The following is a 26,210-nucleotide window of genomic DNA, read 5'->3' as shown; positions in this document are numbered from 1 at the left end:
TAGGAGCGAGCAAAGCTCGCGATGCGCCGCGCGGGCGGCGCTCGGTCTCACGGCCAGCGCAACTACCACGGCGAGAGCATCTACCTTAGGTCAGGCTGGCAATGATCGACCGGTAGCTGTTCATGCGCTGCGGCTTGATACGCCCGTCATCCAGGGCCTTGAGCAGTGCGCAGCCCGGTTCGCGGTCATGCTTGCAGTCGCGGAAGCGGCAAGTACCGAACAGGTCGCGGAACTCGATGAAACCCTCTTCCACGTCGGTACGGCTGACGTGACCCAGGCCGAACTCACGGATGCCCGGCGAGTCGATCAGGTCACCGCCATTGGGGAAGTGGTACAGGCGGGCGGTGGTGGTGGTGTGGGTGCCCTGGCCTGACCACTCCGACAGGTCGCCCACGCGCGTGCCGGCATCGGGCAGCAGGCTGTTGACCAGGGAAGACTTGCCCACGCCCGACTGGCCAACGAACACACTGATGTGGCCGTCGAGCGTCTGCTGCAGGCGCTGCATGCCGTCGCCCTGGTGCGCGGATACCTCCAGCAGCGGGTAGCCCAGCTCGCGGTACACCTCAAGCAACTGGTGCAGGCCGGGGCCGTTCTGTTCGTCGATCAGGTCCGCCTTGTTCAGCAGCAACAACGGACGCAGGCCTGCGTGTTCTGCGGCCACCAGGTAGCGGTCGATAAGGTTGGGGTGTGGCTCGGGGGCGGGTGCGAAGACGATGACGATAAGGTCGACGTTGGCCGCCACCGGCTTCAGCTGCCCATGGTTGTTGGGCCGGCACAGCTCGGTGCTGCGAGGCATCTGCGCCACGATCACGCCGATACCCTGGTTGCCCGCCCGCCAGACTACCCGGTCGCCGGTCACCAGTGCTGGCAGGTTGGCCCGCAGGTGGCAGCGGAACACCTGGCCGGCGGTGTCGCCGTCCTGGGCTTCCACTTCGACCTGCACGCCAAAGTGCGCAATTACCAGGCCCAGTTGTTCCGGCCCCAGGTCACCACCTTCCAGTTCGTGCAGCACGTGCTGCTCACGCTTGGCTGCACGGGCAGCGCGTTCGTTCTGGATTTTTTCGATACGCCAGTTCTGACGGCGGTTGAGCTGGCGTTTGGCCATGAACGCTCCGTAGGAGAGCCCCACGCGGGGCGTTGAAATCGGCAGGCAGTCTAGCACGTCGGCCCCACGGCCTGTGCGCTTGGCTTTTTGACCGGTACCGGGGCGTCTGGGCTAAAATGAGCGCCTATTCGAGGAGCGCCCCATGCAAAACCCACAGAACCTGATCTGGATCGACCTGGAAATGACCGGCCTGGATCCGGACAGCGATGTCATCATCGAGATGGCCACCATCGTCACCGACAGCGACCTGAATACCCTGGCCGAAGGCCCGGTGATCGCCATCCACCACAGCGATGAGGTGCTGGCGCGCATGGACGACTGGAACACCCGTACCCATGGCGCTTCGGGCCTGACCCAGCGGGTGCGCGAAAGCACGGTCAGCATGGCCGAGGCCGAGGCGCAGACCATCGCCTTCCTCGAACAGTGGGTGCCCAAGGGCAAGTCGCCGATCTGCGGCAACAGCATCTGCCAGGACCGCCGCTTCCTTTACCGTCACATGCGCAACCTGGAAAACTACTTCCACTACCGCAACCTGGACGTGTCCACGCTGAAGGAGCTCGCCGCACGCTGGGCACCAGAGGTGCGCGATAGCCTCGTCAAGGGCGGCACCCACCTGGCACTGGACGACATTCGCGAGTCCATCGCCGAGCTGCGCCACTATCGCGAGCACTTCATCAAGTTCTGAGCATCAGCCAGCAGACCGAAGGCGGCGTTTGCCGCCTAACGCTTGCCACTTGCCACTTGCCGCTTCAAGGAACGTGCTTCATGTTGTTGATGCTTTACCTGATCGCCATCACCGCTGAAGCGATGACGGGCGCGCTGTCTGCCGGGCGTCGTGGCATGGACTGGTTCGGTGTGGTGCTGATTGCCTGCGTGACGGCACTGGGCGGCGGCTCGGTACGGGATGTGCTGCTTGGCCATTACCCGCTGACCTGGGTCAAGCACCCTGAATACCTGGTGCTTACCAGTTGCGCGGCACTGTTCACCATCTTCATCGCACCGATGATGCGCCGCCTGCGCTCGTTGTTTCTGGTGCTCGATGCCCTGGGGTTGGTGGCGTTCACGCTGATCGGCTGCATGACTGCCCTGGAAATGGGGCAGGGCATGTTGGTGGCGTCGATCAGCGGGGTCATCACCGGGGTGTTCGGCGGGATTTTGAGGGATATCTTCTGCAACGATATCCCCTTGGTCTTCCGCCGCGAGCTGTATGCCAGTGTGTCGTTCGCAGCCGCGTGGTTCTACCTGGGGTGCGTGTATTTCAACGTGCCAGCCGAGCAGGCGATGCTGCTGACCTTGTTCGGCGGGTTCCTGGTGCGGTTGCTAGCCATCCGTTTTCACTGGGAAATGCCCAAGTTCCACTACAACGACCAGCAATAGGCCATTTCAGGCCTGATGCCGCAGGCTTGGGCACGGGGCTATTGAATGTGGTGCCGGGCCAATGCCCACGCCACATGCTCACGCACCAGCTCCGAGCCATCGTCACGGCGTGCCTTCAGCGCCTCGATCACCGGGATCGTCGACGGCGCATTGCCCAGCCCCACTGCCAGGTTGCGCAGCCAGCGCTCGTACCCCGCCCTGCGCAAGGGGCCGCCCTCGGTCTTGCGCAGGAAGGTTTTCTCGTCCCACAGAAACATCTCGGCCAGTTCGGCATTCTCCAGCCCATGGCGTGGCTGGAAGTCCTGCTCGCGGGTGGCTTTGGCAAAGCGGTTCCAGGGGCACACGATCTGGCAGTCGTCGCACCCGAATACCCGGTTGCCCATCATGGGGCGCAGCTCCACCGGTATCGGGCCCTTCAGCTCGATGGTGAGGTAGGAGATGCAACGGCGCGCGTCCAGCACGTACGGCCCGACGAAAGCCTGGGTCGGGCAGATGTCCAGGCAGGCCTGGCAGCGCCCGCAGTGCTCGCTGGTGGTGGCCGGGTCCACCGGCAGCGGCAGGTCGACGAACAGTTCGGCAAGAAAAAAGTAACTGCCGGCCTTGCGGTTGAGCAGCAGGGTGTTCTTGCCAATCCAGCCCAGCCCGGCCTGTTCGGCCAGGGCTTTTTCCAGCACCGGGGCGCTGTCGACAAAGGCCCGGTAACCGAACGGGCCGATGGCCTCCTGGATGCGGTCGGCCAGAAACTGCACGCGCTTGCGCACCAGCTTGTGGTAATCGCGGCCCAGGGCATAGCGGGAGACGTAGGCTTTTTCGGGCTGGGCCAGGCGCTGCGCCATCTGCGTGTCGCCAGGCAGGTAATCCATGCGCAGCGACACCACCCGTACCGTGCCGGGGATCAACTGCTCGGGGTGGGCGCGCTTGCTGCCATGGGCGCCCAGGTATTCCATCTCGCCCTGGTAGCCAGCATCAAGCCAGCGCTGCAGGTGGTGTTCGTGTTCACCAAGGTCGACCCCGGCGATGCCTACGTGGGCAAAGCCGAGTTCCTGGCCCCACATCTTGATCGATTGGGCCAACTGTTCGAGGTCGGGTGTGGAGGCGGGCATGGATGGGCAAGCAATACGGGCTCAGGTGCGTATAATTCTGCCAGACATTGGAGCTTTTGACCCCATGCCACAGACCAAACACCCAAACCCTGCCCCGCAGCTGCTCAGCAGCCTCACCGTCGCGCACCTGCCGCCGCGGCCTGCGCAGGCCCATAAAGGCGACTTCGGCCATGTGCTGGTGGTAGGCGGCGACCTGGGCACCGGGGGCGCTGTGCTGCTTGCCGGCGAGGCGGCGCTGCGCTGCGGGGCAGGGCTGGTCAGCCTTGCAACGCGCCCGGAGCACGTTGCCGCAGGCCTCGCCCGCCTGCCTGAAACCATGTGCCTAGGGGTGCAGTCGGCCAACCAGCTGATGGGCGTGCTGGAGCGCGCCTCGGTGCTGGTGGTGGGCCCTGGCCTGGGGCAGGCGGGGTGGGGGCGCAGCCTGCTGTCGGCGGTGGCCAATGCCGACCGCCCGCAGGTATGGGATGCCGACGCCCTGAACCTGCTGGCCAGTGCGCCCCTGGCGCTGCCCAGCGGCAGCGTGCTCACGCCGCACCCGGGGGAGGCTGCGCGGCTGCTGGGCATTTCTACCGAAGCGGTGCAGGCCGACCGGCCGGGGGCTGCGCGCAAACTGGCGCGGCGCTACAACAGCGTGTGCGTGCTGAAGGGCGCCGGTACCTTGGTGGCCGACCCGGATGGGCAACTGATGCTTTGCGACCGTGGCCACCCGGCCATGGCCGGCGCTGGCCTGGGCGATGTACTCAGTGGCGTGCTGGCCGCGCTGCTGGCGCAGGGCCTGAGCGCCTGGGAAGCCGCAGGGCTAGGGGTGTGGCTGCACGCCCGTGCCGGTGAACGCCTGGGCAGTGAAGGCCGGGGGCTGGCAGCCAGTGACCTGATACCTGTCATTCGTTATTTGTTGGAGGAGCACAGCGCGTGCCTGGCTTAAACCTGTTTCTGGCCGACGAAGCGGCCACTGTCGCCTTCGGCGCACACCTGGCTACTGTCACCGGTGGCTGCGGTGTGATTTTTCTTGAAGGGGACCTGGGGGCGGGCAAGACCACGTTGTCACGTGGCCTGATCCGTGGCCTGGGCCATACTGGTGCAGTGAAAAGCCCGACGTTCACCGTTGTCGAACCCTACGAGATCGGTGATGTCCGAGCTTTTCACTTCGACCTTTATCGGCTGGTCGATCCAGAGGAGCTTGAGTTCATGGGTATTCGTGACTATTTCGAGGGGGACCCACTGTGCCTGTTCGAGTGGCCACAAAAGGGTGCGGGCGTTTTGCCAAAGCCCGACCTGACCATTACCATAAGCCCCCAAGCTGGCGGACGCTCGCTTGACCTGTCGCCGCAGGGGGCTCGCGGCGAGGCCTGGTGCGTGGCACTGGCCGAACACTATAAACAGTAAGTGGGGTAGGTATGCGCATACGCGCACTGGTCGCCATCGTTGGGCTGCTGCTGACAACGGTGACCGTTGACGCTCTGGCCGTCACTCAAGTCAAGAGCGTGCGCCTGTGGCGCGCGCCGGACAACACACGGCTGGTTTTCGACCTGTCTGGCCCCGTGCAGCACAGCGTCTTTACCCTGAGCGCACCGGACCGGCTGGTTATCGATATCAATGGTGCGACGTTGGCCGCCCCGTTGAAGGTTGCCACCTCCAACACGCCAATCAGCAGCGTGCGCTCTGCCCAGCGTACCCCTACCGATTTGCGGGTGGTGGTCGACCTTAAAAAGTCGGTCACCCCCAAGAGCTTCACCTTGGCGCCCAACGCGCAGTATGGCAACCGTCTGGTGGTCGACCTGTATGACCAGGAAGCCGACGCCATCGCCGCCACTGCGCCGCCGCCGGCTCCACCACCGGTGCAGGCGCCGGCAACCACCCCGGCTGTGCCGGTGACGCCCACGCAGCCTGCCATCAAGTTACCGCCGGTACCCAGTGGCAAGCGCGATATCGTGGTCGCCATCGACGCCGGTCACGGCGGCGAAGACCCTGGCGCGTCCGGGTCCAGTGGTCAGCATGAAAAAGATATCGTGCTGCAGATCGCCCGCGAGCTGCAACGCCAGATCAGTGCCGAAAAGGGCTTCCGGGCCGAGCTGACGCGTACGGGCGATTATTTCATCCCGTTGCGCAAACGAACCGAAATCGCGCGCAAGAAAGGCGCCGACCTGTTCATTTCGATCCATGCCGATGCCGCGCCGTCCCGTGCTGCCTTCGGCGCATCGGTGTTTGCGTTGTCTGACCGTGGCGCCACGTCCGAAACCGCACGTTGGCTGGCCGACACGGAAAACCGCTCCGACCTGATCGGGGGGGCAGGCAACGTCAGCCTGGATGACAAGGACCGCATGCTGGCAGGTGTACTGCTGGACCTGTCGATGACCGCCACGCTCAGCTCCAGCCTCAACGTGGGGCAGAAGGTGCTGGGCAACATGGGGCGTATCACGTCGCTGCACAAGCAGCGGGTCGAGCAAGCGGGCTTCATGGTATTGAAGTCGCCCGACATCCCTTCGATTCTGGTGGAAACAGGGTTCATCTCCAACAATGCCGAGGCCGCCAAGCTGTCGACCCGCAGTCATCAGCAGGCACTTGCCCGCTCGATCCATACCGGCGTGCGCCAGTACTTCCAGCAAAACCCGCCGCCAGGCACCTATATCGCCTGGCTGCGTGACAGCGGCAAGATCGCCCAGGGCCCACGTGAGCACACGGTGCGCCCCGGCGAGACCCTGGCCATGCTGGCTGTGCGCTACCAGGTCAGTGTGAGCAGCCTGCGCAACACCAACAGCCTGAAGACCGATGAACTGAAGGTGGGCCAGCGCCTGGATATCCCTGCTACCACGTTGGCCTCGCAATGAGTGGCGGTTCACGCATCCAGCTGCTCAGCCCGCGGCTGGCCAACCAGATTGCGGCGGGTGAGGTGGTCGAGCGGCCTGCCTCGGTCGCCAAGGAACTGCTGGAAAACAGCCTGGACTCCGGGGCCCGTCGTATCGACGTGGAGGTGGAGCAGGGCGGCGTGAAGTTGTTGAAGGTGCGCGATGACGGGGGCGGGATTTCTGCCGACGACCTGCCGCTGGCGCTGGCACGGCACGCCACCAGCAAGATCCGCGAACTGGAAGACCTCGAAGGGGTGCTGAGCCTGGGCTTTCGGGGCGAGGCGCTGGCCTCGATCAGCTCCGTTGCCCGCCTGACCCTCACCTCGCGTACCGCCAGTGCCAGCGAAGCCTGGCAGGTGGAAACCGAAGGCCGTGAGATGACCCCGCGGGTGCAGCCGGCGGCTCACCCGGTGGGCACGTCGGTGGAAGTGCGCGACCTGTTTTTCAATACGCCGGCCCGGCGCAAGTTTCTCAAGGCCGAAAAAACCGAGTTCGATCACCTGCAGGAAGTGGTGCGCCGCCTGGCGCTGGCGCGTTTTGATGTTGCCTTCCACCTGCGCCACAACGGCAAGAGCATTCTCAGCCTGCACGAGGCCCATGACGAAACGGCCCGTGCGCGGCGGGTGGGCGCCATCTGTGGCCCTGGCTTCATGGAGCAGGCACTGCCCATCGAGGTAGAGCGCAACGGGCTGCGCTTGTGGGGCTGGGTTGGGCTGCCGACGTTCTCGCGCAGCCAGGCCGACCTGCAGTATTTCTTCGTCAATGGCCGTGCGGTCCGCGACAAGCTGGTGGCCCACGCCGTACGGCAGGCTTACCGTGATGTGCTGTTCAATGGCCGGCACCCCACGTTCGTGCTGTTCCTTGAGCTTGAGCCCAACGGCGTCGACGTCAACGTGCACCCCACCAAGCACGAAGTGCGCTTCCGTGAAGGGCGTTCGGTGCACGACTTCCTCTACGGCACCTTGCACCGCGCCCTGGCCGATGTGCGGCCAGAGGACCAGTTGGCTGCCCCGGCTGCCTTGCCCGAGGTTGTGCGCCCCACCGGCCAGCAGGCTGGCGAATTCGGCCCGCAAGGTGAAATGCGCCTGGCAGCTGCGGTGCTGGAACTACCCCGTGCCCAGCCGTCGTTCAGCAACGGGGGCAGCGGCGCCGGCTACCAGTACCCGTACACGCCGCGCCCGTCGCAGCCGTTGCCCGCCGCTGAGGCACAGGCGGTGTACCGCGAGTTCTACAAGCCGCTGGCCGAAGGCGCCACTGCGCCTGCCGCACTGCCGGAGAGCCAGGGTGATATTCCGCCGCTGGGCTATGCCCTGGCGCAACTCAAGGGTATCTACATCCTGGCCGAAAACGCGGTCGGCCTGGTGTTGGTGGACATGCATGCAGCCCATGAACGCATCATGTATGAACGGCTGAAGGTGGCCATGGCCAGCGAAGGCCTCAGCGGCCAGCCGTTGCTGGTGCCCGAAACCCTGGCCTTGAGCCAGCGCGAAGCCGACTGCGCCGAGGAACATGGCCAATGGTTCCAGCGGTTGGGCTTCGAGTTGCAGCGCCTTGGCCCGGAAACCCTGGCGATTCGCCAGATCCCGGCACTGCTCAAGCAGGCGGAGGCCAACCGCCTGGTACAGGACGTACTGGCCGACCTGATGGAATACGGCACCAGCGATCGCATTCAGGCGCACCTCAACGAACTGCTCGGCACCATGGCTTGCCACGGTGCCGTGCGTGCCAACCGGCGCCTGGCGATCCCGGAGATGAACGCCCTGCTGCGTGACATGGAAAACACCGAGCGCAGCGGCCAGTGCAACCACGGGCGCCCTACCTGGACGCAGATGGGCCTGGATGACCTGGACAAACTCTTTTTGCGCGGCCGATGACATGAGTGGCAAGCCCCCTGCAATCTTCCTGATGGGCCCGACGGCGTCCGGCAAGACCGACCTGGCCATCGAGCTGAGCAAGGTCATGCCCTGTGAACTGGTGAGCGTTGATTCGGCGTTGGTATACCGGGGCATGGACATCGGCTCGGCCAAGCCGTCCAAGGCCGTGCTGGCGGCTCACCCGCACCATCTGATCGATATTCGCGACCCTGCCGAAAGCTACTCGGCGGCGCAGTTTCGCGCCGACGCCCTTCAGGTCATGGGCGAGATCACCGCGCGGGGCAACATCCCGCTGCTGGTGGGCGGCACCATGCTCTACTACAAAGCCTTGATCGACGGCCTGGCGGACATGCCGGCAGCGGACGCCCAGGTGCGCGCCGAGCTGGAAGCCCTGGCGCAGGCGCAGGGCTTGGCGGCGCTGCACCGGCAACTGGCCGAGGTCGACCCGGAATCAGCTGCCCGCATTCACCCCAACGACCCTCAGCGGTTGATCAGGGCGCTTGAGGTGTACCGGGTCAGCGGCCAGAGCATGACGGCCCATCGCCAGCGTCAATTGGCTGAAAGTAGCGGCGCAGACGCAGGCGCGGGCGGCCATTTGCCCTATACTGTCGCGAGTTTGGCGATAGCGCCTACAGATCGTCACATTCTGCATCACCGAATTGCGTTACGATTTTCACAGATGTTGGAACAGGGCTTTGTCGACGAGGTCCGAATGCTGCGAGCCAGAAGTGACTTGCACGCCGGGTTGCCGTCTATACGGGCTGTGGGGTATCGGCAAGTCTGGGACTACCTGGACGGCACACTGGATGAGAATGAGATGCGCGAGCGCGGTATCATTGCCACCCGGCAGCTGGCCAAGCGGCAGTTCACCTGGTTGCGTGGCTGGCCGGGCGTGCAGTGGCTCGACAGCCTTGCCTGCGACAATCTGTCCCGCACCTTGAAATACCTTGGGGCCATCTCCATATTGAGCTGAGTCCCTGCAGATTGCCGTCTATCCTTGCGATGGGCGGCCCAATTTATCGTTTTTTCAGATTTTCCAATTATTTATCCTTACAGGAGTGCGGCATATGTCAAAAGGGCATTCGCTACAAGACCCTTACTTGAACACCTTGAGAAAAGAAAAGGTTCCGGTTTCGATCTACCTGGTCAACGGTATCAAGCTGCAGGGTTCGATCGAATCCTTCGACCAGTTCGTGGTACTGCTGAAAAACACCGTCAGCCAGATGGTCTACAAGCACGCCATTTCCACTGTCGTACCTGCCCGTCCGGTTCGTCTGCCAAGCCCGTCCGATTCCGAGAACGGCGACAGCGAGCCAGGCAACGCCTGATAGGAGCCTGCATTGTTCTTTGAGCGCCACGGTGGTGGTGAACGGGCCTTGCTCGTTCACTTGGAAGGTCAGAACCCTGAGGCGCGTGAAGACCCGCAGGAGTTTCAGGAGCTGGCGCTGTCGGCAGGAGCCGACATCGTCTCGCTGGTCACGGTGACAAGGCATCAGCCTTCCGCCAAATACCTGATTGGCAGTGGCAAGGTCGAGGAATTGCACGACCTGGTCCATGCCGAACAGGTAGACCTGGTGATTTTCAATCACACCCTTACGCCCAGCCAGGAGCGCAACCTCGAGCGCGTGTTCGAGTGCCGTGTGCTCGACCGCACCGGGCTGATCCTCGATATTTTCGCCCAGCGGGCGCGTACCCATGAAGGCAAGCTGCAGGTCGAACTGGCCCAGCTGGAGCACATGAGTACCCGTCTGGTACGCGGCTGGACGCACCTTGAGCGGCAAAAAGGTGGTATCGGCCTGCGCGGGCCGGGTGAAACCCAGCTGGAAACCGACCGCCGCCTGCTGCGGGTGCGCATACGCCAAATCAAGTCACGCCTGGAAAAGGTGCGCAGCCAGCGTGAGCAGGCGCGTCGCGGCCGCAAGCGGGCAGACATCCCCTCGGTTTCGCTGGTGGGCTACACCAACGCCGGCAAGTCCACGCTGTTCAACGCCTTGACCCAGTCCGAGGTGTACGCCGCCGACCAGCTGTTCGCCACGCTCGACCCAACCCTGCGCCGCCTGCAACTGGACGACCTGGGGCCAATCGTATTGGCCGACACGGTGGGCTTTATCCGCCACTTGCCGCACAAGCTGGTCGAGGCTTTTAGGGCTACGCTCGAAGAGTCGAGCAACTCCGACCTGCTGCTGCACGTCATCGATGCCCATGAGCCCGAGCGCATGGAGCAGATCGAGCAGGTGCTGGCGGTATTGGGAGAGATTGGCGCCGAAGGCTTGCCGATCCTCGAGGTGTATAACAAACTCGACCTGCTTGAAGATGTCGAGCCGCAGATCCAGCGCAATGCCGACGGCAAACCCGAGCGGGTCTGGGTGTCGGCACGCGATGGGCGTGGCCTGGAGCTGGTTGGCCAGGCGATTGCCGAGCTGCTCGGCGATGATCTGTTTGTTGGCACCCTGTGCCTGGAGCAGCGTTTTGCCCGCTTGCGCGCGCAATTCTTTGACCTGGGCGCGGTGCAGAGTGAAGCGCATGATGAAGAAGGGCGCAGCCTGCTGAGTGTGCGGCTGCCCCGGGTCGAGCTCAACCGCCTGGTCAGCCGGGAAGGCATGGAGCCGCAAGTGTTTGTCGAGCAACACACTTTGCAATAAATGCTCGTCGACGTCGCCGGGCAGCAATGACAGGCATTCTGTAGCATTGGACGGCGCGCCGTGGGCGCGTCTTTGCTTTATCAGATGGAGAGCGCTATGGCTTGGAACGAGCCGGGTGGCAACTCGAACAATCAGGATCCCTGGGGCGGTCGCCGCGGTAATGGTGGCGGCGGCGGTGGCGGTGACAAAAAAGGGCCACCGGATCTGGACGAGGCCTTCCGCAAACTGCAGGACAGCCTGAATGGCATGTTCGGCGGTAATAAAAAACGTGGCGGCGGCGGTGACCGCAATGTCGGCAAGGGTGGTGGCCTGGGCCTGCTGGGCATCGGCCTGGCTGTGCTGGCTGCCATCTGGCTGTATAGCGCTGTCTACGTGGTCGACGAGCAGGAGCAGGCCGTGGTGCTGCGCTTCGGCAAGTACTATGAAACAGTCGGCCCCGGCCTGAACATTTACTTCCCGCCTATCGATCGCAAGTACATGGAAAACGTCACGCGTGAGCGTGCCTACACCAAGCAGGGCCAGATGCTGACCGAGGACGAGAACATCGTCGAAGTGCCGCTGACCGTGCAGTACAAGATCACCAACCTGCAGGACTTCGTGCTCAACGTCGACCAGCCTGAGGTGAGCCTGCAGCACGCGACCGACAGTGCCCTGCGCCATGTGGTGGGTTCCACTTCGATGGACCAGGTGCTGACCGAAGGCCGTGAACAGATGGCCGTGGATATCCGCGAACGCCTGCAGCGCTTCCTCGACAACTACCGTACCGGCATCACCGTGACCCAGGTCAACGTACAGAGCGCGGCAGCCCCGCGTGAAGTGCAGGAAGCCTTCGATGACGTGATCCGTGCCCGCGAAGACGAGCAACGTGCCCGCAACCAGGCCGAGTCCTACGCCAATGGCGTGGTACCCGAGGCCCGTGGTCAGGCCCAGCGCATCATCGAGGACGCCAACGGCTACCGCGACGAAGTCATTGCCCGTGCCAAAGGTGAGGCCGACCGCTTCGTCAAGCTGGTCACCGAATACCACAAGGCGCCTGACGTGACCCGCCAGCGCCTGTACCTGGAGACCATGCAAGAGGTTTACAGCAACTCGAGCAAAGTCATGGTGGCCACCAAGGACGGGCAGAACAACCTGCTCTACCTGCCACTGGACAAGATGGTCGAAGGCAGCCGCAACCCCGCCGCGCCAAGCAGCGGCGTATCGTCGGCGAATGATGCAGCCGCCGCCCGTGCGGCGCAGGACACGCAACAGCAACAGCAACCGCTGCGCACTAGGGAGAGCCGCTGATGAGCAACCGATCGCTGATCGCCCTGATCGTCGCTGTGGTACTGGGTATTGTGGCCTGGAACAGCTTCTACATCGTGGCCCAGACCGAACGGGCAGTGCTGCTGCGCTTCGGTAAGGTGGTCCAGGCGGATGTCCAGCCTGGCCTGCACGTGAAGATTCCGTACGTGAACCAGGTGCGCAAGTTCGACGCACGCCTCATGACCCTCGACGCCCCCACCCAGCGGTTCCTGACCCTGGAGAAAAAAGCGGTGATGGTCGATGCGTACGCCAAATGGCGCGTCAAGGACGCCGAGCGCTTCTACACCGCCACTTCCGGCATGAAGCAGATCGCCGACGAGCGCCTGTCCCGTCGCCTGGAAAGCGGCCTGCGTGACCAGTTCGGTAAACGCACCCTGCACGAGGTGGTGTCCGGTGAGCGTGACGCGTTGATGGCAGACATCACCGCTTCGCTTAACCGCATGGCCAACAAGGAGCTGGGTATCGAGGTTGTCGACGTTCGCGTCAAGGCCATCGACCTGCCGAAGGAAGTCAACCGCAGTGTGTTTGACCGCATGAGCACCGAGCGTGAGCGTGAGGCCCGCGAGCACCGCGCCAAGGGTAACGAGTTGGCAGAAGGCATCCGTGCCGACGCTGATCGCCAGCGCCGCGTACTGCTGGCCGAGGCCTACCGTGAGGCCGAGGAAACCCGCGGTGACGGTGATGCCCAGGCCGCTGCCATCTACGCCAAGGCCTACACCCAGGACGCCGATTTCTACGCGTTCTACCGTAGCCTGCAAGCGTACCGCGACAGCTTCTCGAGCAAGAGCGATGTACTGGTCCTGGACCCGAAGAACGAGTTCTTCCGCTTCATGGACAAGAGCCGGCCCTGAGGCTCGCTCGGGTTGGTGCCCCGCCTGGCAGCTAAAACGCCTGGCGGGGTGCATCCTGAATGAAAACGGGTGTATCATGAGTCAGCCGGGAAATTTCCCGGCTTTTTTGCGTCTGCAAGGTTGATTGGCACGCGCCGGTTGACGGTTTGCTCAGCTCGCAAGGCAATTCGAGGGTATCGGGTACGGTGGCTGCGCTGGGATCAGTGCTGCCCGTTGCTGTGCGCGATACCGGCTTTACTGACGGCTGGCCTGCGGGCGGCCGCCCGGACCAGAGGGGAAATGGCGTAATGGCAACGGTAGACCGCTGGCTGCTGCCAGATGGCATCGAGGAAGTACTGCCACCTGAGGCTGCGCGCATTGAAATCGCGCGGCGCCAGGTGTTGGACCTGTTCCAGAGTTGGGGCTACGAACTGGTCGTCACCCCGCATATCGAGTACCTGGAGTCGCTGCTCACCGGCGCCGGCCAGGACCTGGATCAGCGCACCTTCAAGGTGGTGGACCCGCAGTCCGGCCGCCTGATGGGCTTCCGCGCCGACTTCACCCCGCAAGTGGCACGCATCGATGCCCATACCTTGCGCCGTGAAGGCCCAAGCCGCCTGTGCTACGCCGGCAGCGTGCTGCATGCCCAGCCGCGGGCCTTGTCCACCTCGCGCAGCCCGATCCAGTTGGGCGCAGAGCTGTACGGCGATGCCAGCCCCACCAGTGACGTCGAAATCATCAGCCTGATGCTGGCCACGCTGCAACTGGCCGATGTGCCCGACGTGCACATGGACCTGGGCCACGTGGGCATCTACCGCGGCCTGGCCCGTGCTGCCGGGTTGTCCGGCGCTGTGGAACAGCAACTGTTCGACGCCATGCAGCGCAAGGCTGTGGATGAAGTGCAGGCCTTGACCGCCGACTTGCCCAAGGACCTGGGCAACATGTTGCGCGCGTTGGTCGAGTTGTGCGGCGGCCGCGAGGTGCTGGCCGAGGCCCGCGTACGCCTGGGCCGTGCTCCGGCCAGCGTACTGGCCGCGCTGGACGACCTGCTGGCGATCGCGGATCGCCTGGCGTCGCGCTACCCGGCCCTGCCGCTGTACTTCGACCTGGGCGAGTTGCGCGGTTACAACTACCACACGGGTGTGGTGTTTGCGGTGTTCGTGCCGGGCGAAGGTCAATCGATCGCCCAGGGTGGGCGCTATGATGACATTGGCGCTGATTTCGGTCGGGCGCGCCCGGCCACTGGTTTCTCCACGGATTTGAAGACCCTGGTCACACTGGGGCGAGCGGAGGTCGTATTGCCCACGGGCGGCATCTGGATGCCGGACAGTGGCGATGCGGCCCTCTGGCAGCAAGTCTGCCAGTTGCGCAACGAGGGCCAGCGAGTGGTCCAGGCGCTGCCTGGCCAGCCGTTGAGTGCTGCCTTCGAAGCGGATTGTGATCGGCAATTGATTCAGCAAGACGGGCGCTGGCAGGTTCTGCCGCTGGCCCAGTGAGTTTCTGCGTCGGCAAAGGCCGGCAACCAAGTTTGCGTGAATGAGGACCAATGTAATGGGTAAGAATGTCGTCGTCCTGGGCACCCAATGGGGTGATGAGGGCAAAGGCAAGATCGTCGATCTGCTGACCGAACATGCTGCCGCCGTAGTGCGCTACCAGGGTGGCCACAACGCGGGCCACACCCTGGTGATCAACGGTGAGAAGACCGTTCTGCACCTGATTCCGTCCGGCATCCTGCGTGAAGGCGTGCAGTGCCTGATCGGCAACGGCGTGGTCGTTGCCCCGGATGCACTGATGCGTGAAATCACCAAGCTGGAAGAGAAGGGCGTACCGGTGCGCGAGCGCCTGCGCATTTCCCCGGCTGCACCGCTGATCCTGTCGTACCACGTGGCGCTGGACCAGGCCCGTGAAAAAGCCCGTGGCGAAGCCAAGATTGGCACCACCGGCCGTGGTATCGGCCCCGCTTACGAAGACAAGGTGGCACGCCGTGGCCTGCGCGTGGGCGACCTGTTCCACCGTGAGCGTTTCGCCGCCAAGCTGGGTGAGCTGCTGGACTACCATAACTTCCAGCTGGTGAATTACTACAAAGAGCCTGCCATCGACTTCCAGCAGACCCTGGACGAGTGCATGGCCTATGCCGAACAGCTCAAGCCGATGATGCTCGACGTCACCGCCGAGCTGCACAAGCTGCGCCGTGCCGGCAAGGACATCATGTTCGAAGGCGCCCAGGGCTCGCTGCTGGACATCGACCACGGTACCTACCCGTACGTCACCAGCTCCAACACCACCGCCGGCGGTATTTCCACCGGCTCCGGCGTTGGCCCGATGTACCTGGACTACATCCTCGGTATCACCAAGGCCTACACCACGCGCGTGGGCTCTGGCCCGTTCCCGACCGAACTGTTCGATGAAACTGGCGCTACCCTGGCCAAGCGTGGCCATGAGTTTGGCTCCACTACTGGCCGTGCCCGCCGTTGTGGCTGGTTCGACGCCGTCATCCTGCGCCGCGCCATCGACGTCAACAGCATCTCGGGCATCTGCCTGACCAAGCTGGACGTGCTCGACGGCCTGGACACCATCAGCATCTGCGTAGGTTACAAAGATGCCAACGGCGAAGTGATCGAAGCACCGACCGACGCCGACAGCTACATCGGCCTGCAGCCGGTGTACGAGCAACTGCCGGGCTGGAGCGAGTCGACCCTGGGTGCCAAGACCCTGGAAGAACTGCCTGCCAATGCGCGCGCCTACATCACCCGCATCGAGGAGCTGATTGGCGCGCCGATCGACATCATCTCCACCGGCCCGGACCGCAACGAAACCATCGTGTTGCGCCATCCGTTCGCCTGATCGGCCTGCCAGGTTGACCTGACGCCGCGTCCCTGCAAGGGGGCGCGGCGTTTTTCATTGTGCAATGCCTGTTGCGGCCTCTGCGCGACTGTACCCGCGCCCGCAGATTGCTCAACCTTGGCGCTTATCCCCGCTGCCCCGGCACAACCCTTGCTGTAAGAAATATCTGTCGATGCCATCAAAATAGTGGCGCCAGAAAACACGAGGGTTACACCGTGTCTGCCATCCTCTCACTGTTACGAAGCCGCCTCTTGCGGCCTGTCTTTGTGGCCCTGGGTATCGCCCTTTTGGTGCAGGTACTGGTGGCTGTTGCCCTCACGCGAAGCACAGTCACAGCCCTTGAGGCCGACCTGAGCGAGCGGCTCGGCCAGGACAGCCAGCAACTCACTGGCGACCTGGAGCAGGCCGGGCAAGATGTCCGCGCCGGCCTTGACGGGTTGTCCAGCAGTACCCGCCAGCGCTTGAGTGCAGGCCTTTCGGAGCGCCTGCAGGCCGAACAGCAGCAACTGCGCGCCACCCTCGAAAAAAGCCTGAGGGAATCGGCCAACGATATGGCCGAACTGCTGGCTTCGGTGGCACCTCGGGCCATCTGGGACAACGATGTACCGGTGCTTTCCGATTTCGCCCGGCGTGCCCAGCGCAACCCCAACGTGCTGTTCGTCATCTACGACGACGCCCAGGGCCAGCACCTGACCCGCTACCTGAACCGGCAAAACCCCATCAACCAGGCCCTGATGGAAAAGGGGCAGGGTGAGCGTGCGCTGGACAAGGTCATCGAGGCGGCCCGCCGCGACCCGGCTGTGTATGTGGTAGAGGCACCCATCAACCCCAATGGTGCGGAGATCGGCAAGGTACTGATGGGGGTGTCGACAGCGGGCATCGACCAGCAGCTGGCGGCCCTCGACCAACGTTTCGCTGCATTGATCGCCAGTGGTGAGCAACTGGTGGGCGACAGCCTGGTGGGCGCTGCAGCCGACAGCGGCAAGACCTTGCGCGAGCGCCTGGAGAAGGCGCAAGGCAGCGCCGCCGCGATGCAGGCCAATACCGCCCAGACGGTTCGTGATGCAGCAGGCGAGCTGCGCTGGCGCATTGGCCTGGGCCTGGTGCTGGTAGGGCTGGGGGTATTGCTGGTGGTGGCCGTGGTGCTGGGCCGGCGGGTGGTGAGCAAGCTGCGCCTGCTGATTGCGGCGCTCGACGACCTGGCAGCCGGGGAGGGCGACCTGACCAAGCGGGTGCGTATGGACAGCCGTGACGAGATCGGCGACATGGCCTCGGCCGTGAACCGTTTTGTCGACAAGTTGCAGCCCATCGTTCGCGAGGCCGGTGAGGTGGCCCAGCGCACCGGGGTGGAGATCGGCGCCATGGCCCAGCGTAACGCCGGTGCCGATGCGGCTGCCGCGCTGCAGCGTGATGAAGTGGCTGCCAGCCTGCGCGACTTGTCGAGCATGGCCGACGAGGCCCAGGCCGAAAGCCATGCGATGCAAGCCGCGCTGCAGCAGGTGGTGGATATCCGCCAGGCGACCGATGAAAACACCCGCACCTCTACCCAGTTGGCCGGCCTGATCGAGAACCTGGCCGGCCAGGTGGATGCGGGCTCCCAGGTAATCGAAAGGCTGGCCAAGCAGAGCGAGCAGATCGAGGTGGTGCTGACGGTGATCCATGGCATCGCCGAGCAGACCAACCTGTTGGCCCTGAACGCCGCCATCGAGGCCGCGCGTGCCGGTGAAACGGGCCGGGGCTTCGCCGTGGTCGCTGACGAGGTACGCGCCCTGGCGAGCAAGACCCAGAGCTCTACCGGGGACATCCAGGCACATATCGCCGCCTTGCAGAAGGGTGCCAAGGAAGCCGTCGCTACCATCAGCCAGGCGGGGGTGAAGGCCAATGAAGGGTTGCTGGTGCTGCGTGACAACGAGCGCCGTCAGCAGTCGGTACAGGCGGCGGTGGAGCAGGTGCACGCGGCCATCGGTTTGGCTACCCGTGCGGCTGAACAACAGGCGAGTGGGGCCCAGGCGGTGCGGGGGCGGGTGGAAACCATCCACGTCCAGGCGGAGCGCTCGGCCGAGGTGGTGATGCAGACCACCGCCAGCAGCAAGGTACTGGATGACCTGGCGGCTCAGTTGCGGGCAAGTTTGGGCCAGTTCCGTGCCTGAGCTATCCCAGGCACCCACGCCACCCCTGGGAGCAACTGTCTTCCACAAGATCTCAAAGCTAGCGCAATCACTGTGGGAGCGGGTTTACCCGCGAACACCGGCGAAGCCGGTGCCATGCACCGCGCTGCCTGCTTCGCGGGTGAACCCGCTCCCACAGGATGGGGGTTCACCGGTGAAGGCGCCTGGTCAGGCGGAAGCGCCCAACTGGCCTTGGTCGCAGCAGGGCTGCGGGGCGTTGGCGGCTGAAGTACCAGACGAAGAAGGTCACCAACGAGACAGACAGCAGAATCAGGCTCCCATAGAGGCACCCACACTGCTAGTCAGAAAAATTGCGCAATCCTTGTAGATGAAACTGTCTTCCACAAGATCTCAAAGCTGGCGCAATCACTGTGGGAGCGCGCCGCGCTATGCCTGACGTTGTGCGCTGGTCAGGCCTTGTTCAGATACATCCGCGTAGTCAGCAAATACACCGGCAACCCCGACACCACAATCAGCAGCGCCGCATACGGCGCCGCTGCCGCGAACTCGACATTGGCCGTGTGCGCCCAAACCTCGGTGGCCAGGGTAGTCATGCCGGTCGGGCTTAGCAGTAATGTGGCGGTCAGTTCCTTCATGGCATCCAGGAACACCAAGGCAAAGGCGGCCGCCATGGCGGGGAAGATGATCGGCAACGTAACCCTGCAAAATGCCGTGAAGCTGCTCGCGCCCAGCGTTCTGGCGGCCTCTTCAAGCGTCGGCGAGGCCTTGTTCAGCGCGGTGCGTACGGGTGACTGGGCAAGCGGCAGGAATAGCAGCGCATAGGCCAGCAGCAGCAGCGCCGACGTCTGGTACAGCGCCGGCACGTAGTGCAGGGCGAAGAACACCAGCGTCAGGGCGATCACCAGCCCGGGCAGGGCGTGCAGCAGGTACGGCAGGCGCTCTGCCCAGATGGCCAGGCGGCCTTTGTAGCGCACCACCAGGAAGCTGATCGGCAATGCCAGCAGCACGCAGAAGCCCGCGCCGCCCAGCGATACCGAAAGCGATGTGAACAGCGCCTTGGAGATGGCTGCTACTGGGAAGGCGGCCGACGAACCCACACTCAACCAGTAACCGAGCATCGCCAATGGGATGCCGCTGCCCAGTACCGCCAAGCCCAGGCAGAACAGCTGCGCGGGCAGTGCCCAACCGCCCAGCCGAACAGGTTGCGCCCGGCGCGCCACGCCCTGGCCGATGCGCACATGGCGAGCCTTGCCGCGTACACGCAGTTCCAGCCACAGCATCACCAAGCACATTGCCAGCAGCACGGCGGACAGCATGGCGGCATTGGCGTTGCTGAACTCCAGTTCGAACTGTTGGTAAATCGCCGTGGTGAAGGTTTGCAAACCGAGGATCGACAGGGCGCCGAATTCCACCAGCATGTGCAAGGCAATCAGCAGCGCGCCACCGAGCATCGACGGCCACAGCAGTGGCAGGGTGACCTTGAGGTACACCCCCCAGCGGCTGCAGCCAAGGGTACGCGCCGACTCTTCCAGGGAGGTGTCGAGGTTGCGCAGGGTGGCTGCCACGGGCAAGAACACCAAGGGGTACTTTGACAGGGCCATCACCAGGATCGCCCCGCCCAGGCCTTCGAAGTCCGAACTCAGAGATACCCAGGTGAAGCTGCTGACAAAGGATGGCACCGCAAAGGGCAGGCACAGCACTACCCCCCAAAGCCTGCGGCCGCGCAGGTTGCTGCGCTCGAGCAGCCAGGCCAGCGCCAGGCCCACCACCATGCAGGTCAGCGTTACACCCACCATCAACAGCAGGGTGTTGCGCATCAACCCCCATACGAAGGGCCGCCACAGCAGGTGCAGCGCCTCTCGCCAGCCGGCTTCCCAGGCCTTGATGGCCACGTAGAGCAAGGGCAGCAGGCTCATGGCGACCAGGAACAGTACGGGCAGCACCACCCAGACAGAGGGGCGCTTGCGGCGCGGCACGAAGCGTACCGGCGCCGGCTGGGTCAAGGCGGCAGTCATCAGAGCAGGCCGACCTCACGTTCAAGTTCGATCGCTTCCTCTGCGTTGCCCAGGTCGGCTGGCGAGATCTTAGGTGGGCGCAGGTCTTCGAACGGCTTGAGGCCGCGGTCAGACACCATGCCTTTGTGCAGTGGGTACTCGGCGGTGGTCTGGGTGATCACCCGCTGGCCTTCTTCGCTGGCCATCCAGTTCAGCAGGGCCTGTGCCTCCTTGGGGTGTTTGCTGGCCTTCACGGCCGCAGCACCAGAGATGGTCACCAGGTTGCCGGCATCGCCATCGGCCAGGTAGTACAGCTTGGAGTCGAGCTTGCCGCGCTCGCGCTCCAGGGCGTACCAGTAGTAGTTGTTCACCAGCACCGCAGCCACTTCACCTTTTTCAACGGCCTTCAGCGCCACCATGTTGTTAGTGTAGGTCTTGCCGAATGCTTTCAGGCCCGTGAGCCATTCTTCGGTGGCCTCGCGGCCATGCATCTTGAGGATGGCCACGGCCTGCTCCTGGAATGCACCGCTGGTCGGCACAAAGCCGACGCGCCCGTCCCATTCAGGGTCGGCAAAGTCCATTACCGTGGTGGGCAGGTCTTTCTCGTCGATCTTCTTAGGGTTGAACACCACCACACGGGTACGGGCGGTAACGCCCATCCAGCTGCCGTTGGCGGCCACATATTCCTTGGGCAGCATGTTCAGGGTAGCGTCGTCGATCTTGGCCAGCAGGCCCAGTTCGCCCAGGTTGTTCAGCGGCGGCGACTCTTCGGTGTAGATGATGTCGGCGGGCGAGCGGTCGCCTTCCTCGATGATCTGGCTGGCCAGCTGGTTACTGCTGCCTTTGCGAATATTGATATGGATGCCGGTCTTGGCCTCGTAGGCCTTGGCGATGGCTTCGCCGATTTCCTTGTGCTGACCGTTGTACATGGTCAGGGTGACCGGGGCGTCTGCCATGGCGGCCGGAGCGCCGATGACCAGGCTCAGCACGGCGGCAGCCAGGGTGCGCATCAGCGGTTGCGGGCGGATCGTCATGCGGGTACTTCCTCGCTTACGGCTACATATTTGGAAACAATGGTAAACGAAATCGTTTCTCAAGTGGCCACGTGAGAAGAAATTCATGGTTGGGTGCTGCCATCACCTACAGGCAACCACTGCCGTCACCGGCGCCACCGGGTACCTCAGGCCATCCTCCTGGCGAACATCCACGAACCCGGCATTGCGCAGCCGCTGCGCCAGTTCGCCGGCTGGCAATACATGCCGCCCTTGCATGCGCATATGCAGGTAATAAGGCAGTACCCGCGCTGCCGTGTGCCGGTTGCGTGGCACTTCGGCGTGGCAGCACATCAGCACACCGCCGGGGTTGAGCGCCGTATGAAGTCGGCGTATCAGCCCATCGAGGTCACGGGCGAAGTGGAACACCGACGAGCACCAGATCAGGTCATAGCCACTGCCAAACCCGTCATGGTCCAGATCACCACCAATGATATTCAGGCGCTTCTCCAGCCCGGCGCGCAGAATATTGTCCTGGGCAACGGCGGCGGTTTCGGCGAAGTCGAACACCGTGCCCTGCAATGCCGTGAACCGTTCAACGAGGGCGATGGCAACCAGGCCTGGCCCGCCGCCCAGGTCCAGCATGTGTTTCAGGCGCGTGGCGTGCGGCAGCCGGTCGACCAACTGGCACGCAACGTCGGCTGTCACCGCTTGCTGCTCCTGGGCGATCTGCACCCGCGCTGCCTCTGCCCAGCGGCGAGCCATCTCTGGGCCGGGCGCTGTAGCCGGCGGCAGGCCGTTACGTAGCGCCTGCTCCAGGGGCGCGCCTGCCTGGCGCAGTACCTGGTGTCGAAACAGCAGGGCGTCACCGCAGTAATCATGCGCGCTGCGGCTCAGGTAACGGCGGGCTGTGTCGCCATTGCGGTACTGGTTGCCTTGCTCATCACGTTCCAGCAGCCCTTGGGCCCAGAGCATTTCCAGCAGGTAGCCCGTGTTGAAGGGCTCAAGGTCCAGCGCCTTGGCCAATTGCGCGGGGGCAGTGAAGTGCTGCAGGTGATCGAACAGTTCAACCGTGAGTGCCGTGCGCAGGGCGTCGGCGGCCAGGCCTGCCAGTTGCAGGTCCCAGCAGGCTTGAAGCGGGTGAGGGGTAGTCAGGTCCATGCTCATCGCAGGCTCGCTCCATGAGAGAAAGCCAGATGCTAGATGAGAATGATTCTATATTGCAAATCCGGCTGGACATTACAAAACCAGCAGGCAAGAAAAAACCCACTAGCAAGCTAGTGGGTTTTTGTATGGTGCCCAGGAGAAGACTCGAACTTCCACGACCGTTAAGTCACTGATACCTGAAACCAGCGCGTCTACCAATTCCGCCACCTGGGCAAAGCTTTACATCGTCTGGTGAAGGCGACTATTGTTCGCTTCACACAGTAGTAACAGATCCTTGGTCATCTATTACTTGAAAATCTTGGTGCCCAGGAGAAGACTCGAACTTCCACGACCGTTAAGTCACTGATACCTGAAACCAGCGCGTCTACCAATTCCGCCACCTGGGCACACATTCGAGATAAAAGATGCTTTACAGCGCCGTTCATCTCTACTACAACTGCGGGGTTGTCCGTCGTTGTGGTGCGCACTATACGGATGCCTCCGAGGGCTGTAAAGCCCCCGATCAAAAAAAATCTCAAAAAATTCAACTTGTTGATTTCACGAGCCTATTCCCGTTTGCCGGACACGCCACTGGGGCTGTCCAAGGCTGACATTTCCGGTTTCAATACGCCTATGCCAGAATTCCTATCTATATACCCCAAGGTGAACCCCTTCTGATGGCCGATTGGCAATCCCTCGATCCCGAGGCCGCTCGCGAAGCGGAAAAATACGACAACCCCATTCCCAGCCGTGAGCTGATCCTGCAGCGCCTCGCCGACCGTGGCGAACCGGCCGCACGCGAGGAGCTGGCGGCAGAGTTCGGTCTGCACGAAGAAGACCAGATCGAAGCCCTGCGCCGGCGCCTGCGGGCCATGGAGCGCGATGGCCAGCTTATCTATACCCGGCGCGGCACTTATGCCCCGGTGGACAAGCTGGACCTGATCTGCGGCCGCGTGTCCGGCCACCGCGATGGCTTTGGCTTCCTCATCCCCGATGACGGTAGCGAAGACCTGTTCCTCAGCCCCTCGCAGATGCGCCTGGTGTTCGACGGCGACCGCGGCCTTGCCCGTGTCTCGGGCGTCGACCGCCGCGGCCGGCGCGAAGGCGTGCTGGTCGAAGTCATTTCCCGAGGCCACGAAAGCGTGGTGGGCCGCTATTTCGAAGAAGGCGGCATCGGCTACGTGACCCCCGACAACCCCAAGATCCAGCAGGAAGTGCTGGTAACGGCGGGGCGTAACGGCGGGGCAAAAATCGGCCAGTTCGTCGAGATCAAGATCACCCACTGGCCAACCCCGCGCTTCCAGCCGCAAGGCGACGTGGTGGAGGTCATCGGTAACTACATGGCCCCAGGCATGGAAATCGACGTTGCCCTGCGCAGCTACGATATCCCCCACGTCTGGCCCCAGGACGTGATCAAGGAGGCGCGCAAGTTCCGCTCCGAAGTCGAGGAGAAGGACAAGGAGAAGCGCGTTGACCTGCGCCATCTGCCGTTCGTCACCATCGACGGCGAAGATGCCCGCGACTTCGACGATGCCGTGTATTGCGAGCCATTGGGCAAGCTGCGCATGTTCTCCGGTGGCTGGCGCCTGTACGTGGCCATCGCCGACGTCTCCAGTTACGTTCGCCTGGGTTCCGCCCTGGATGTGGAAGCCCAGCAGCGGGGTAACTCGGTGTACTTCCCGGAGCGTGTGGTGCCGATGCTGCCGGAGGAGCTGTCCAACGGCCTCTGCTCACTGAACCCGCATGTCGATCGCTTGGCCATGGTGTGCGAAATGACCATGAACAAGGCTGGGCAGATGGTCGACTACCAGTTCTATGAAGGGGTGATCCATTCCCATGCCCGCCTGACCTACAACAAGGTCAGCAGCATGCTCGAGCATTCCCGCACCCGTGAAGGCAAAGCCCTGCGCGAGGAATACAAGGCGGTCGTGCCAGACCTGAAGAACCTCTACAACCTGTACAAGGTGCTTCTGGATGCCCGCCATACCCGCGGTGCCATCGACTTCGAAACCCAGGAAACCCGCATCATCTTCGGCGAAGAGCGCAAAATCGCGGAAATTCGCCCCACTGTGCGTAACGATGCGCACAAGCTGATCGAAGAGTGCATGCTGGCTGCCAACGTGGCCACTGCCGAGTTCCTGCAGAAGCATGGCGTGCCGGCCCTGTACCGCGTGCACGACGGCCCGCCGCCGGAGCGGCTGGAAAAACTGCGCGCCTTCCTGGGCGAGCTGGGCCTGTCGCTGCACAAGGGCAAGGACCCGTCGCCGAAGGATTACCAGGCCCTGCTGGCGAGCATCGCCGAGCGCCCGGACTTCCACCTGATCCAGACGGTGATGCTGCGCTCATTGAGCCAGGCGGTGTACAGCACCGACAACAACGGCCATTTCGGCCTGAACTACGAGGCGTACACCCACTTCACCTCGCCGATTCGCCGTTACCCCGACCTGTTGGTGCACCGCGCCATCCGCAGCATCATCCGCTCCAAGGTGGATACCCCGCACGTCAAGCGTGCCGGCGCCATGAGCATCCCCAAAGCGCGCATTTACCCGTACGACGAGAACACCCTCGAGCAGTTGGGTGAGCAGTGCTCGATGACCGAACGCCGGGCCGATGAAGCGACCCGTGACGTGGTCAACTGGCTCAAGTGCGAGTTCATGAAGGACCGTGTGGGCGAAACCTTCCCGGGTGTGATCACGGCGGTGACGGGCTTTGGCCTGTTCGTCGAGCTGACTGACATCTATGTGGAAGGGCTGGTGCACGTCAGCGCACTGCCGGGCGACTACTACCACTTCGACCCTGTGCACCACCGCCTGTCCGGCGAGCGCACCGGCCGCAGCTTCCGCCTGGGTGACACCATCGAGGTGAAGGTCATGCGCGTCGACCTGGACGAGCGCAAGATCGACTTCGAGGTGGCCGACAAGACCCTGGCCGCGCCGATTGGCCGCAAGCAGCGTGGCGCAGCCCCTGCCGGCGCCCCCGCCGAGCAGGCGCAACCGGTGGAAGCCAAGGCCACACCGAAGCCGCGTAGCCGCAAGAGCGAAACCGCCGAAGCGTACTTCCCCAAGGACGCCGTACAGCGCAACAGCGAAGTGCGCAAAAGCCGCGAAATGAAAAAGGCGTTGATGACCGAGGCCCGCAGCGGCGGTAGTGCCAGTGGCAAGTCCGACAAGGGCAGCAAGGCCACCGGCAAGCCCACCAAGCACCGTAAAGGCCCGTCGAAGTCCGGTACCCAACGCAAGAGCAAGAGCAAGTCATGAGTCAGCTGGAAAAAATCTACGGCGTGCATGCCGTGCAGGCACTGCTGCAGCACCATCCGAAGCGGGTCAAGCAGATCTGGCTGTCGGAAGGGCGCAGCGAGCCGCGCCTGCAGGCCCTGCTGGCGCTGGCTGCCGACAACCGCGTGGCGGTCGGCCAGGCCGAGCGCCGCGAACTTGATGCCTGGGTCGAGGGCGTTCACCAGGGCGTGGTCGCCGAGGTGAGCCCTAGCCAGGTGTGGGGTGAGTTGATGCTCGAAGAGTTGCTCGAGCGCACCGAAACCCCGCCGCTGATCCTGGTGCTCGATGGTGTGACCGACCCGCACAACCTGGGTGCCTGCCTGCGCACTGCCGATGCGGCCGGTGCGACGGCGGTGGTGGTGCCCAAGGACAAGTCCGCCACCCTGACGCCTGTGGTGCGCAAGGTGGCCTGTGGGGCCGCAGAGGTGATCCCGCTGGTAGCTGTAACCAATTTGGCGCGCACGCTCGAGAAACTGCAGCAACGCGGTTTGTGGGTCGTGGGTACCGCCGGTGAGGCCGAGCAGGAAATCTACCAGCAGGACCTGACCGGCCCGCTGGTGATGATCATGGGCGCAGAGGGCAGGGGCATGCGCCGCCTGACCCGTGAGCATTGTGATTTCCTGGTCAAGTTGCCGATGGGCGGCAGTGTCAGCAGCCTGAATGTGTCGGTGGCCACCGGGGTTTGCCTGTTCGAAGCCGTGCGTCAGCGCCAGGCCAAGCGCTGATATTCCCGGTCGGCTCTTGCTTG

Annotated in this window: 21 protein-coding genes and 2 tRNA genes; 16 read left to right on the top strand and 7 right to left on the bottom strand. The window is 63.6% G+C overall.

Translation table 11 applies throughout. From position 1 onward, the window contains the following. Positions 1-85 precede the first annotated feature (85 nt). On the bottom strand, positions 86-1,105 hold the full coding sequence (gene rsgA, locus IAE33_RS19455) for a small ribosomal subunit biogenesis GTPase RsgA (protein ID WP_028631844.1): 1,020 nt from the start codon (positions 1,103-1,105) through the stop codon (positions 86-88). Positions 1,106-1,247: 142 nt separating this feature from the next. Here rsgA and orn point away from each other — a divergent pair, with 142 nt between their 5' ends. Together orn and IAE33_RS19445 are read left to right on the top strand one after the other, a co-directional pair. After that, positions 1,248-1,790: an oligoribonuclease gene (gene orn, locus IAE33_RS19450; RefSeq protein ID WP_201164699.1), complete on the top strand. Its 543-nt coding sequence runs from the start codon at positions 1,248-1,250 to the stop codon at positions 1,788-1,790. Between the two features lie 80 nt (positions 1,791-1,870). Then, positions 1,871-2,482: a trimeric intracellular cation channel family protein gene (locus IAE33_RS19445; protein ID WP_028631842.1), complete on the top strand. Its 612-nt coding sequence runs from the start codon at positions 1,871-1,873 to the stop codon at positions 2,480-2,482. A gap of 38 nt (positions 2,483-2,520) precedes the next feature. On the opposite strand, the gene queG is transcribed toward IAE33_RS19445, so the two are convergent. Continuing rightward, a complete protein-coding gene (gene queG, locus IAE33_RS19440) occupies positions 2,521-3,585 on the bottom strand; it encodes a tRNA epoxyqueuosine(34) reductase QueG (protein ID WP_201164698.1) in 1,065 nt (354 codons plus the stop codon). Between the two features lie 64 nt (positions 3,586-3,649). Here queG and IAE33_RS19435 point away from each other — a divergent pair, with 64 nt between their 5' ends. From IAE33_RS19435 to IAE33_RS19380, 12 genes are all read left to right on the top strand, one after another. Continuing rightward, the gene (locus IAE33_RS19435; RefSeq protein WP_028631840.1) at positions 3,650-4,510 is read left to right on the top strand and encodes an NAD(P)H-hydrate dehydratase; all 861 of its coding nucleotides are present in this window, start codon (positions 3,650-3,652) and stop codon (positions 4,508-4,510) included. Next, entirely contained in the window at positions 4,498-4,971 is a 474-nt protein-coding gene (tsaE, locus tag IAE33_RS19430; protein ID WP_201164697.1) for a tRNA (adenosine(37)-N6)-threonylcarbamoyltransferase complex ATPase subunit type 1 TsaE, read from the top strand. Before IAE33_RS19435 ends, tsaE begins: the two co-directional genes overlap by 13 nt. Before the next feature lie 11 nt (positions 4,972-4,982). Continuing rightward, positions 4,983-6,413 (top strand): N-acetylmuramoyl-L-alanine amidase, encoded by a 1,431-nt coding sequence (locus tag IAE33_RS19425; RefSeq protein WP_028631838.1) that lies wholly within the window; start codon positions 4,983-4,985, stop codon positions 6,411-6,413. After that, on the top strand, positions 6,410-8,305 hold the full coding sequence (gene mutL / locus IAE33_RS19420) for a DNA mismatch repair endonuclease MutL (protein WP_201164696.1): 1,896 nt from the start codon (positions 6,410-6,412) through the stop codon (positions 8,303-8,305). Before IAE33_RS19425 ends, mutL begins: the two co-directional genes overlap by 4 nt. Before the next feature lies 1 nt (position 8,306). After that, entirely contained in the window at positions 8,307-9,278 is a 972-nt protein-coding gene (gene miaA / locus IAE33_RS19415) for a tRNA (adenosine(37)-N6)-dimethylallyltransferase MiaA (RefSeq protein WP_201164695.1), read from the top strand. Positions 9,279-9,372: 94 nt separating this feature from the next. Continuing rightward, the gene (hfq, locus tag IAE33_RS19410; protein WP_060480687.1) at positions 9,373-9,633 is read left to right on the top strand and encodes an RNA chaperone Hfq; all 261 of its coding nucleotides are present in this window, start codon (positions 9,373-9,375) and stop codon (positions 9,631-9,633) included. A gap of 12 nt (positions 9,634-9,645) precedes the next feature. Further along, positions 9,646-10,947, top strand: coding sequence for a ribosome rescue GTPase HflX (hflX, locus tag IAE33_RS19405; RefSeq protein ID WP_201164694.1), 1,302 nt, complete (start codon positions 9,646-9,648; stop codon positions 10,945-10,947). Positions 10,948-11,043: 96 nt separating this feature from the next. After that, a complete protein-coding gene (hflK, locus tag IAE33_RS19400; protein ID WP_201164693.1) occupies positions 11,044-12,234 on the top strand; it encodes an FtsH protease activity modulator HflK in 1,191 nt (396 codons plus the stop codon). Next, positions 12,234-13,103: a protease modulator HflC gene (hflC, locus tag IAE33_RS19395; protein WP_028631832.1), complete on the top strand. Its 870-nt coding sequence runs from the start codon at positions 12,234-12,236 to the stop codon at positions 13,101-13,103. Before hflK ends, hflC begins: the two co-directional genes overlap by 1 nt. Positions 13,104-13,390: 287 nt before the next feature. Continuing rightward, a complete protein-coding gene (locus tag IAE33_RS19390) occupies positions 13,391-14,578 on the top strand; it encodes an ATP phosphoribosyltransferase regulatory subunit (RefSeq protein ID WP_201164692.1) in 1,188 nt (395 codons plus the stop codon). A gap of 55 nt (positions 14,579-14,633) precedes the next feature. Continuing rightward, the gene (locus IAE33_RS19385; RefSeq protein ID WP_060480686.1) at positions 14,634-15,926 is read left to right on the top strand and encodes an adenylosuccinate synthase; all 1,293 of its coding nucleotides are present in this window, start codon (positions 14,634-14,636) and stop codon (positions 15,924-15,926) included. Positions 15,927-16,141: 215 nt separating this feature from the next. Then, on the top strand, positions 16,142-18,076 hold the full coding sequence (locus IAE33_RS19380; RefSeq protein WP_201164691.1) for a methyl-accepting chemotaxis protein: 1,935 nt from the start codon (positions 16,142-16,144) through the stop codon (positions 18,074-18,076). Positions 18,077-18,504: 428 nt separating this feature from the next. On the opposite strand, the gene IAE33_RS19375 is transcribed toward IAE33_RS19380, so the two are convergent. From IAE33_RS19375 to IAE33_RS19355, 5 genes are all read right to left on the bottom strand, one after another. Next, positions 18,505-20,070, bottom strand: coding sequence for an ABC transporter permease (locus IAE33_RS19375; protein WP_028631828.1), 1,566 nt, complete (start codon positions 20,068-20,070; stop codon positions 18,505-18,507). Next, a complete protein-coding gene (locus IAE33_RS19370) occupies positions 20,070-21,083 on the bottom strand; it encodes an extracellular solute-binding protein (RefSeq protein WP_028631827.1) in 1,014 nt (337 codons plus the stop codon). Before IAE33_RS19370 ends, IAE33_RS19375 begins: the two co-directional genes overlap by 1 nt. Positions 21,084-21,185: 102 nt before the next feature. After that, the gene (locus IAE33_RS19365; RefSeq protein WP_201164690.1) at positions 21,186-22,208 is read right to left on the bottom strand and encodes a methyltransferase domain-containing protein; all 1,023 of its coding nucleotides are present in this window, start codon (positions 22,206-22,208) and stop codon (positions 21,186-21,188) included. A 126-nt stretch (positions 22,209-22,334) separates the two neighbouring features. Further along, positions 22,335-22,421 (bottom strand) — tRNA-Leu (locus IAE33_RS19360). An 86-nt stretch (positions 22,422-22,507) separates the two neighbouring features. Continuing rightward, positions 22,508-22,594, bottom strand: a tRNA-Leu gene (locus IAE33_RS19355). 270 nt (positions 22,595-22,864) lie between these two features. Between IAE33_RS19355 and rnr the strand changes: the two genes are divergently transcribed. Continuing rightward, a complete protein-coding gene (rnr, locus tag IAE33_RS19350) occupies positions 22,865-25,444 on the top strand; it encodes a ribonuclease R (protein WP_201164689.1) in 2,580 nt (859 codons plus the stop codon). Next, entirely contained in the window at positions 25,441-26,187 is a 747-nt protein-coding gene (gene rlmB / locus IAE33_RS19345; RefSeq protein WP_028631824.1) for a 23S rRNA (guanosine(2251)-2'-O)-methyltransferase RlmB, read from the top strand. The genes rnr and rlmB overlap by 4 nt, the downstream gene beginning before the upstream one ends. Positions 26,188-26,210 lie beyond the last annotated feature (23 nt).

This window comes from Pseudomonas sp. S60, assembly GCF_016647865.1.
Taxonomy (GTDB): Bacteria; Pseudomonadota; Gammaproteobacteria; order Pseudomonadales; family Pseudomonadaceae; genus Aquipseudomonas; species Aquipseudomonas parafulva.
This window is presented reverse-complemented; position numbering and strand designations above follow the sequence as displayed.

What these genes read in the sequence shown, in the direction of transcription:
- rsgA (WP_028631844.1), bottom strand. Translation starts at nt 1,105, where the DNA reads ATGGCCAAACGCCAGCTCAACCGCCGTCAGAACTGGCGTATCGAAAAA.
- orn (WP_201164699.1), top strand. Translation starts at nt 1,248, where the DNA reads ATGCAAAACCCACAGAACCTGATCTGGATCGACCTGGAAATGACCGGC.
- IAE33_RS19445 (WP_028631842.1), top strand. Translation starts at nt 1,871, where the DNA reads ATGTTGTTGATGCTTTACCTGATCGCCATCACCGCTGAAGCGATGACG.
- queG (WP_201164698.1), bottom strand. Translation starts at nt 3,585, where the DNA reads ATGCCCGCCTCCACACCCGACCTCGAACAGTTGGCCCAATCGATCAAG.
- IAE33_RS19435 (WP_028631840.1), top strand. Translation starts at nt 3,650, where the DNA reads ATGCCACAGACCAAACACCCAAACCCTGCCCCGCAGCTGCTCAGCAGC.
- IAE33_RS19425 (WP_028631838.1), top strand. Translation starts at nt 4,983, where the DNA reads ATGCGCATACGCGCACTGGTCGCCATCGTTGGGCTGCTGCTGACAACG.
- mutL (WP_201164696.1), top strand. Translation starts at nt 6,410, where the DNA reads ATGAGTGGCGGTTCACGCATCCAGCTGCTCAGCCCGCGGCTGGCCAAC.
- miaA (WP_201164695.1), top strand. Translation starts at nt 8,307, where the DNA reads ATGAGTGGCAAGCCCCCTGCAATCTTCCTGATGGGCCCGACGGCGTCC.
- hfq (WP_060480687.1), top strand. Translation starts at nt 9,373, where the DNA reads ATGTCAAAAGGGCATTCGCTACAAGACCCTTACTTGAACACCTTGAGA.
- hflK (WP_201164693.1), top strand. Translation starts at nt 11,044, where the DNA reads ATGGCTTGGAACGAGCCGGGTGGCAACTCGAACAATCAGGATCCCTGG.
- hflC (WP_028631832.1), top strand. Translation starts at nt 12,234, where the DNA reads ATGAGCAACCGATCGCTGATCGCCCTGATCGTCGCTGTGGTACTGGGT.
- IAE33_RS19390 (WP_201164692.1), top strand. Translation starts at nt 13,391, where the DNA reads ATGGCAACGGTAGACCGCTGGCTGCTGCCAGATGGCATCGAGGAAGTA.
- IAE33_RS19385 (WP_060480686.1), top strand. Translation starts at nt 14,634, where the DNA reads ATGGGTAAGAATGTCGTCGTCCTGGGCACCCAATGGGGTGATGAGGGC.
- IAE33_RS19375 (WP_028631828.1), bottom strand. Translation starts at nt 20,070, where the DNA reads ATGACTGCCGCCTTGACCCAGCCGGCGCCGGTACGCTTCGTGCCGCGC.
- IAE33_RS19370 (WP_028631827.1), bottom strand. Translation starts at nt 21,083, where the DNA reads ATGACGATCCGCCCGCAACCGCTGATGCGCACCCTGGCTGCCGCCGTG.
- IAE33_RS19365 (WP_201164690.1), bottom strand. Translation starts at nt 22,208, where the DNA reads ATGAGCATGGACCTGACTACCCCTCACCCGCTTCAAGCCTGCTGGGAC.
- rnr (WP_201164689.1), top strand. Translation starts at nt 22,865, where the DNA reads ATGGCCGATTGGCAATCCCTCGATCCCGAGGCCGCTCGCGAAGCGGAA.
- rlmB (WP_028631824.1), top strand. Translation starts at nt 25,441, where the DNA reads ATGAGTCAGCTGGAAAAAATCTACGGCGTGCATGCCGTGCAGGCACTG.